The sequence below is a fragment of the Oleiagrimonas sp. C23AA genome (assembly GCF_011759385.1).
Lineage (GTDB): Bacteria > Pseudomonadota > Gammaproteobacteria > Xanthomonadales > Rhodanobacteraceae > Oleiagrimonas.
The window spans coordinates 73241-81099 of sequence record NZ_JAARLY010000012.1 but is presented as its reverse complement, the minus strand read 5'-3'; the positions used below and the strand labels follow the sequence as shown (position 1 = coordinate 81099).

Below are 7859 nucleotides of genomic sequence, written 5' to 3'. Positions count from 1 at the left end.
GCCTTTCCCACGGACGAGGCGCTGATGAAGCTGCTGTACCTGGCACTACGCAACATCAGCCGCAAGTGGACGCTGCCGATCCGTGATTGGAAGGCCGCGCTCAACCGGTTTACGATCCAGTTCGAGGACCGCATGCCTCAGCTGTAAGCTCAACCCCCGTTTACACAAAATTCCGCACAAGCCCTTATTCGGTTGTTGGCGGACTCGGCTCTACCCAACGCTTGAAAGCCGTTGCGGAGCTTCACCCTTAGCAAGCCGTAGGTTATCCAGATATTCCGACCATGCTTGCATCATTTTCCGACGCGCAGGTAAATGCGTCGTCCGGTTGTAGGCCCTACCGTTGACATCCCGAACCGCGTGAGCCAACTGGTGTTCGATGTAATCAACCGGGAAGCCAAGCTCTTCATCGAGCACAGTTCTGGCCATTGCCCGGAAACCATGGCCTGTCATGGTGTCTGAATTGAACCCCATGTAGCGCAGGGCAGCATTAATGGTGTTCTCGCTCATTGGTCGTCGAATGCTACGCACACCTGGGAACACATATTTCCCGCGCCCAGTAAGTGGTTGAAGTTCGCGCAGAATGGACACGGCCTGTTTGGACAAGGGCACTACATGCGGCTGCTTCATCTTCATCTTCTCAGCCGGGATATCCCATACCGCTTTACTCAGATCGATCTCTGACCACTCTGCATGCCGCAATTCTCCAGGACGTACGAACACCAAGGGAGCCAGCTTGAGGGCCGCAATAGTTACCGGTGAGCCTTGATAGCTGTAGATGGCCCGAAGCAGTTCCCCAATCTTTGACGGAAGGATGATGCTGGCGAAGTGCTTGGCTTTCCGGTGCTCGAGTGCGCCGATCAGATCGGCAGCTGGGTTGCGCTCAGCTCGTCCCGTGGCGATGGCGTAACGGAAGACCTGCCCTGCCAAGCCCCTTGCCCGGTGGGCCGAGGACACGATGCCACGCGCCTCCATCTTCCTAAGAGCTGACAGCAGCAACGGTGCGGATACGTCAGCTACTGGTAGGCCTCCCACACTGGCGAGATCCTTTTCAACAAGCCGTCGAGCGCGTGACACGCTGCCCGCTCCCATACCCTCCCGTTCACGTTTGGCGATGAACTCAAGAGCGACGGACGCAAAGGTAATCTCTGCGTTTTCCTGCCGAGCGGCACGCTCGGCCTTGACCACATGGGATGGATTGGTTCCAGCCTTCACCAATGCGCGAGCCTTGTCCCGCTCTGTTCGCGCTTCAGCCAGCGACTTGAGGGGGTACTCCCCCAAGGCCAGCATGCTCGGCTTGCCAAGGTACCTGTAGCGATAACGCCATAGCTTCGCGCCGGTCGGTCGCACCTCGATGCACAAGCCGTTGGAATCGGCAACGCGGTAGACCTTTTCGCGCGGTTTCATCGCGCGCACCTTGGCATCCGAAAGCATGTGAGTAACGTCCTTGTGAGTAAATGGACGGGTGTGGCTACCCCTTACTCACCACATTACTCACTTCTCGACTGGATGCAACTGGACGGCTCAGGACAAGATTGGACAGGAAACCCTCTTACATACTAGCTTTCAGCGTGAACCCTGGACTTATCTGGACAACATTGGATGGGAATTTGGCGCGCTCGGCGGGATTCGAACCCACGACCCCCGCCTTCGGAGGGCGGTACTCTATCCAGCTGAGCTACGAGCGCGCGTGGCGGGCATTGTAGCCGATAGCGCTGGCGGCGCCTACGCTATCATGGCGCCACCAGGGACGGGGCTTGCGTCACCCACCCGAATTCCAATCAGCCCTTGGCTTTCAGATACTGATAGACGGCGGCGATATCCTTTTCGCCAAGGCCGGCATCGACCGCGTCGCTCCACTGCTCGGCCACGGTACGCAGCGCTGGCATGGCGGTGTCACCGGCGGCCTGCAAGGCCAGCCGCGCATCCTTGAGGCCCCACTGCAAGGCCATCTGCGCCTCGAAATCATCGCCGGTGATCTTGTCCAGCTTGGCACGCACGTAGGGTGCGGCCAGCGGCCCACCTTCCAGCGCGTCCCAGAAATCGTCGCCGGAAAAACCTACCGTCTCGGCCAGACGCGTGGTTTCGGCCACCGCCTGCATCAAGGTGATCAGCCAGGCGTTGACGACCAGTTTCATGCGCGCGCCGCGGCCGGCCTCGCCCAGCCACTTGGTGCCCTTGGCGATGGCGTCGAACACCGGCTGCACGCGGGTGCGGGTGGCCTCGTCACCGCCGCTGGCCAGCACCAGAATCTTGGCCTGCTCGGCCGGCGTCTTGGTGCCCGATACCGGGGCATCGATGAACGCCACATCATCACGCGCCTCGGCCACGCGCTTGATCAGGGCATCAGTCTGCGCCACACCGATGGTGCCCATCTGCACCAGTACGCCACCGGACTTGAGGCCTGCCAATACGCCGTCGTCGCCAAAGATCACCTTTTCGGTAGTCTCGGCATCGGTGACCATGGTCATGACGATTTCGGCCTTGGCGGCAGCCTGCTTGGGACTATCGCCGACCTGCGCGCCATGCAGGTCGTCGGCGCGCGAACGGGTGCGGTTCCACACCTGCGTGGTGAAACCGTTCTTGAGCAGATTGGCGGCAAAGGCATGGCCCATGGCGCCCAGACCGATGACGGCAACGGTTGGCTTGGCTGACATGCGGGGCATCTCCTGAGATTGGCACGAATGGCGTAGAGATGCGGACGCACGCCCGCCATGCCAAGCGCGACCAACGTCGCCCTGTTCAGCCTACTCGGCGCGAATCGCCTCGATCGGGTCCAGCGCGGCGGCCTGGCGCGCCGGATACACCGAGAAGGCCAGGCCAATCAACGCGCACAGCGCCGCCGACAGCAGCACCGGCAGCGGCGCCCAGGCCACCTGCCAGCCGGCAAAGGCAGCAATCAGGTAGGCCAACAGCAAGCCGAACACAATCCCGATGACGGCACCGCTGACGCAGATCACCGTGGCCTCGCGCAGAAAACGCGCGACGATGTCGCCGCGGCGCGCGCCGATGGCACGCAGCAGGCCGATTTCGCGGCGTCGCTCCAGCACATTGGCCAGCATGATGTTCATGATGCCAATGCCGCCGACCAGCAGGCTGACACCGGCAATCGAGCCCATGACGATGGAAAAGATGCGCTGGGTTTTCTGGTTCTGCCGATACAACTGCTGCGGCACCACCAGCGTGGTGTCGTCGGCGCCGCCATGGCGCTGGCTGATCAATTGCTGCAGCACACGCGCGTCACCGGCCAGCTGCGACGGATCGCGAATGCGCAGAAGGAAGCGATCGATGGGGTTGGCCATGGGCTCGAAATGAAAGCGCTGCATGGCACTGGCCAGCGGCACAAACACCTCGTTGCTGGCCGAGCGCAGCGCCACGCCCTGGAAGCTCTTCTTGTCCAGATCGCGGTCGGCCAGCACCCCAACCACATGCAGCCAGACCTGGTCGACCTTGACCAGCCGGCCAATGGCATCGCCATGCGGAAACAGCGTCTGCGCCGCCTGATGGCCAATCACCGCCACCGGCGCCAGCGTTCGGCTGTCGGCGTCGGTAAAGCCACGCCCCTGCGCCACGTGCAACGAAGACAGCGCGAAGTAGGCCGGCGTCACGCCACTGGCGCCGATTTCGCCACCGCCATCATCGGAGAACACACTGTGCGGACGAATACGCTTCTCGGCGGCAAAGCGCTCGGCGCCCGGCACCACATGCAACGCGGCGCGCGCATCGTCCAGGCTCAGGCCCAGACTGTGCGTACGCAGCTCCTTGAGTGAATCGGCGTTGGAGGTGGGCTGGGCGCGCACGATCAGGTTGTGCAGGCCCAGTTGCTCGACCATGCGCAAGGCCTCGCGCCGGCTGCCCTCACCCACGCCCTGCATGGCAACGATGGCACCGACGCCGAAAATCAGGCCGAGCAAGGTCAGCAGGGTACGCAGCTTGCGCCGCCACAATTCCTCGATGGCTTCGCGCCAGGGCGCCGACAGGGTCATGATTTGGCATCCTTTGGCGGCTGACTGATCACCACGACGTCACCGGCCTTCAGCCCACCGGTCACCTGCGAGCGCGAGGCTCCACGCACACCCAGGTCGATACTGCGTGATACCACGGTACCGCCTTGTTCCACCTGGACCGTGGCCCTGGCGCGGCTGGTATCGATGGCGACATTGGGCAGGCTGATGGCACGCTTGGCATCAAGCAGCACCACGTCGCCGCTGAAGTGCTGGCCCGGGCGCCAGTGATAGCGGTGCACCGCCTTGAGTGGCAGAGGTACCTTCACGCCGACGTATTTCACCGGATTGGAACGCGAGCGCGCCTGCGCCGCCGGCGCCACCCAGCTGACCTTGCTGATGATCGCCTGGGTTGGCTCACCCTCTGGATGCAGGCGCACGACCTGTCCGACCGCCACACCCTGCGCCTGCACTTGAGGCACTTCCAGCAGCACCTCCATGTGCGTGGTGTCGGGCAACGAGCCCATCGGGTTGCCGGCCCACATGTTCATGCCGACATGCGGCAGCACACCGGACCAGTCGGCCTTGAGCACCAGCACGCCATCGTGCGGAGCGCGCAGTTCCAGCGCTTTCAGGTCGGCACGCTTTTGCTTGGCCTTGATGTCCAGCGTGGCGAGCTTGGCATCGATCACCGCAAGCTCAGCCTTGCCGCGGGAGGCCGACTGCGCCAGCTGCCAGTTCAGCACGCCTTGCTTGAAGGTGAGAAATTTCTCGTCCTGCACGCTGTCCAGCAATTTGTTGCGGGCCAGCGCCAGCTCACCGGCATGCGCGTAGCGATGTGCGATGGCCAGCTGCGTGGCGGTATCGGCCCGATCCACGCCCAACTGCCCGCGCTGCTGGGAAAGATCCTGCTCCTTGCCGATGCGCGTCAGACCGTTGAGGCGGATATCGAGCTTGGCCTGATCCAGGTCCTGACGGCTGCTGTCAGCGGAAAAGCGCGCCACCAGCTGTCCCTTGTGCACGGGCGTGCCATTGGGCAAGACCCAATCCAGCTGCCGGCGCGACCATTGCTGGCCGGGAACGATCAGCGGCGTGGCGGTGACCGCCTTGACCTCGCCGCTACCGTGGACCTGAAGCTGCAGCGGCGCCGGCTTCACCGTTTCGGTCAGCGCGCCCTGAGACGCATCGTGACCACATGCGGCAAGGCCCAGCAGCAGGCTGGCCGAAAGCGCTTTACGCCAGATCCGGGCCATCATCGTGATGCCACCTCGCGCACCGGTTGCGGGGCAATCTCCACCTGCACCGGCTGGCCCGGCTTGAGCTTGACGCCCTTGGCGTGATCCAGGTTGATGTCCAGATCGACCACCGGCACCGGCTCGGCGCGTGACTTGCTGTGCACGCTGTGGCCGATGGACTGGATGTGTCCGTCCAGATGACGCCCCGAGCCACCGGCCAGCACCACGCTGACCGCCTCGCCGGTGCGCACGCGGTGCAGGTCACGTTCGGGCAGGCTGGCGCGCACCGCCAGCGAGTGCATGTCGGGCATGTTGGCCACCGATACACCACGCCAGACCTGGCTGCCGGTATCCAGTGAGCTGCCATCGAAACCGTGCCCGTGCAGGAATACGCCGGCGCGCGGTGCGTGAATCTGCAGTGCGGCCACGGATTTGCGCATGCGCGCCACTTGCTGCGTCACTTGCTTGACCTCGGCATCGGCCTGGCGCTGTTGGGCCTGGCGATCCTCGGCGGCCACGCGCTGGCGCTCGCGGGTCAGCTTGAGTACCTGGTCGGCCTTGTCACGGTCGATCAACAGCTTCTTGTAGTCGATGCCGGCGATGTAATCCTTGGGCTGGCTGGCCTTGCGGCGGGCCTTGTCGTCGTCGGCCTTGGCCTGCGCGGTGGCCAGTGCCGCCTGCTTGGCCTTGTCGGCCAGCGTCAGGCGCAGCTGCTCCTGGGCGCGCTTTTTCTCGGCCAGCTCACTGCGCTTGCCGGGCAATTTCTGCATCAGGTCGTTGGCCGAAAACACCACCAGCTGCTGACCTTTCTTCACCGTGGCGCCATCGTCGACCATCTGCGAAATGGTCAGCTGGAACACGCCGGGGATGGCTGGCGGCATCAGGTTGATGGTCTTGCGTGCATACACGCTGCCGGTGGCCTGGATGGTGCCCTGGTGCTGGGCCACGGCGACATGCGCCTGCGGCTTTTGCGTATCCACACGCACGCTCATGCCCGGCAGCAGGCTGAGCCTGGAGGTGGCCTTGTCCGGCTGGATATCAATGCTGTAATAGGCGCCCTCGCCCCACTCGGGCTTGGCCGCCGGAATACCGGAAATGTGCGTGATGGTGCCGGTGACCTGCGAGCCGGGCAGCGCATCAAAATGCATGTACACGGTCTGGCCCTGGTGCAGGCCCTTGCGATCGGGCTCCAGCGCCCAGGCACGCACCGTGTGGCGTCCTCCGAGATTGACCACCTGACCCACTTCCTCACCGGGGTAGCTGGTGGAGCCTTCTTCGTAGCGCGTACTGCCAGTGCTGGAGGCCATGAAGTTGGTCTGGAACAGATGCACCACGGTGCCATCGCGCGCCGCCTTCACCGTGGCACCCTCGGCGTAGCGCCGGTTGAAACTGAGCGAAAGCTGGCTTTTCTGTACCTCCAGCTTGCCGGCGCGGCGCTTGTCGGCCACCGCCTTGCGCGCATCGGCCAGCTTCTTTCGAGCCAGTGCGGCCTCGCGCTGGGTTTTGGTGTAGGTGCCCTGATAACGGTCGTAGTCCAGCGCCGTGATCAGGCGCTTGGGGATGGCCGCATCGACCGCCGCCGTGCGCATGGCTGCCTCCGCCTTGACCCAGGCCAGCTCGGCATCGACCCGCTTTAGCTCCAGGTCGGCCACCTCCTTTTGCACCTTGATGCGTGTGCTGTCGATCTTGTCGGCCAGCGTCTGCAATTGCTGCTCGGCCTGGCTGGCATCGATGCGCAGCACCGGCTGGCCCTTGTGCACGTGCTCGCCGTCTTCGACGAAATAGCGCAACACCACCGGCGAACTCATCGAAGGCGGGGTATAGATGTGCTGGGCGCCGGCCGAGCGCACCTGACCGGTAAGCACGGTGGCCGCCGCCGGCACGCTCATAGCCAGCTCGAGCATCAGCAGCAGGCCGGTGCGCGGACGCTTAGGCCAGCGCATCGTCGAACACCTTGCCGTCGCGAAGATGGATCTGCCGCTGTGCCGAGGCGGCCACCTCGTTGTCGTGGGTCACCATGATCACGGTCTGGCCCTGCGCATGCACTTCGCCGATCAGCGAAAGCACATCGGCCGCGCTTTTCGAATCCAGGTTGCCGGTGGGCTCGTCGGCCAGCAGCAGGGCCGGCCGCATCAGCAAGGCACGGGCAATGGCCACGCGCTGCATCTGGCCACCCGAGAGTTGACCCGGGCGATGATCCAGGCGCTGCGACAGGCCCATGCGTTCCAGCAGCTGGCGGGCATGGGTCTGCAGATCGCCAGCCTCGCCACGCAGAAAGCGCTGCGGCAGCATCACGTTTTCCATCACCGTCAGTCGTGGCAGCAGATGGAACGACTGGAACACGAAACCGATGCGCCGATTGCGGAAATCGCTGGCGCGCTCATCGTCGAAGGTGGAAACGTCGGTGCCTTCCAGCCGGTAGGCGCCGGCATCGGGACGGTCCAGGCAACCCAGAATATTGAGCATGGTCGACTTGCCCGAACCGGACGGCCCGACAATGGCCACAAACTGCCCGGCCGGCACCGAGAACCCCACGCCATCGAGCGCATGCACGGTCTGTCCGCCCACGCGATAGCGTCGTTCGATCGCTTCCAGCTCGACCATGCCTGGATCCTCATCATCCCTTGAGGCAAGACGCCGGCGTGGCGCCAGGACGACCCCTCCGGCCGCCTTCAGATTGAAC

The 7859-nt window shown here is 63.9% G+C and carries 6 protein-coding genes, 1 tRNA gene and 1 pseudogene; 1 reads left to right on the top strand and 7 read right to left on the bottom strand.

The genetic code is table 11. From position 1 onward, the window contains the following. Window positions 1–147: pseudogene (locus HBF24_RS16465) on the top strand (IS256 family transposase); the annotation flags it as partial. A gap of 63 nt (window positions 148–210) precedes the next feature. On the opposite strand, the gene HBF24_RS16460 reads toward HBF24_RS16465, so the two are convergent. The 7 genes from HBF24_RS16460 to HBF24_RS16430 all read right to left on the bottom strand — a co-directional run bounded on the left by HBF24_RS16460 (window position 211) and on the right by HBF24_RS16430 (window position 7780). After that, complete coding sequence (locus tag HBF24_RS16460) at window positions 211–1431, bottom strand: integrase arm-type DNA-binding domain-containing protein (protein WP_167175467.1); 1221 nt, start codon at window positions 1429–1431, stop codon at window positions 211–213. A 177-nt stretch (window positions 1432–1608) separates the two neighbouring features. Beyond that, a tRNA-Arg gene (locus HBF24_RS16455) sits at window positions 1609–1685 on the bottom strand. Between the two features lie 93 nt (window positions 1686–1778). Next, window positions 1779–2663 (bottom strand): NAD(P)-dependent oxidoreductase, encoded by an 885-nt coding sequence (locus HBF24_RS16450; protein ID WP_277344557.1) that lies wholly within the window; start codon window positions 2661–2663, stop codon window positions 1779–1781. An 81-nt stretch (window positions 2664–2744) separates the two neighbouring features. After that, window positions 2745–3983 (bottom strand): ABC transporter permease, encoded by a 1239-nt coding sequence (locus HBF24_RS16445; RefSeq protein ID WP_167175463.1) that lies wholly within the window; start codon window positions 3981–3983, stop codon window positions 2745–2747. Beyond that, entirely contained in the window at window positions 3980–5197 is a 1218-nt protein-coding gene (locus HBF24_RS16440; protein ID WP_240922647.1) for an HlyD family efflux transporter periplasmic adaptor subunit, read from the bottom strand. Before HBF24_RS16440 ends, HBF24_RS16445 begins: the two co-directional genes overlap by 4 nt. Next, on the bottom strand, window positions 5194–7119 hold the full coding sequence (locus HBF24_RS16435; RefSeq protein WP_167175461.1) for an HlyD family efflux transporter periplasmic adaptor subunit: 1926 nt from the start codon (window positions 7117–7119) through the stop codon (window positions 5194–5196). The genes HBF24_RS16440 and HBF24_RS16435 overlap by 4 nt, the downstream gene beginning before the upstream one ends. Continuing rightward, on the bottom strand, window positions 7106–7780 hold the full coding sequence (locus HBF24_RS16430) for an ABC transporter ATP-binding protein (RefSeq protein WP_167175459.1): 675 nt from the start codon (window positions 7778–7780) through the stop codon (window positions 7106–7108). Before HBF24_RS16430 ends, HBF24_RS16435 begins: the two co-directional genes overlap by 14 nt. Window positions 7781–7859 lie beyond the last annotated feature (79 nt).

Coding starts and splice junctions, on each gene's coding strand:
- HBF24_RS16460 (WP_167175467.1), bottom strand. CDS start 1,431: ATGCTTTCGGATGCCAAGGTGCGCGCGATGAAACCGCGCGAAAAGGTC.
- HBF24_RS16450 (WP_277344557.1), bottom strand. CDS start 2,663: ATGCCCCGCATGTCAGCCAAGCCAACCGTTGCCGTCATCGGTCTGGGC.
- HBF24_RS16445 (WP_167175463.1), bottom strand. CDS start 3,983: ATGACCCTGTCGGCGCCCTGGCGCGAAGCCATCGAGGAATTGTGGCGG.
- HBF24_RS16440 (WP_240922647.1), bottom strand. CDS start 5,197: ATGATGGCCCGGATCTGGCGTAAAGCGCTTTCGGCCAGCCTGCTGCTG.
- HBF24_RS16435 (WP_167175461.1), bottom strand. CDS start 7,119: ATGCGCTGGCCTAAGCGTCCGCGCACCGGCCTGCTGCTGATGCTCGAG.
- HBF24_RS16430 (WP_167175459.1), bottom strand. CDS start 7,780: ATGGTCGAGCTGGAAGCGATCGAACGACGCTATCGCGTGGGCGGACAG.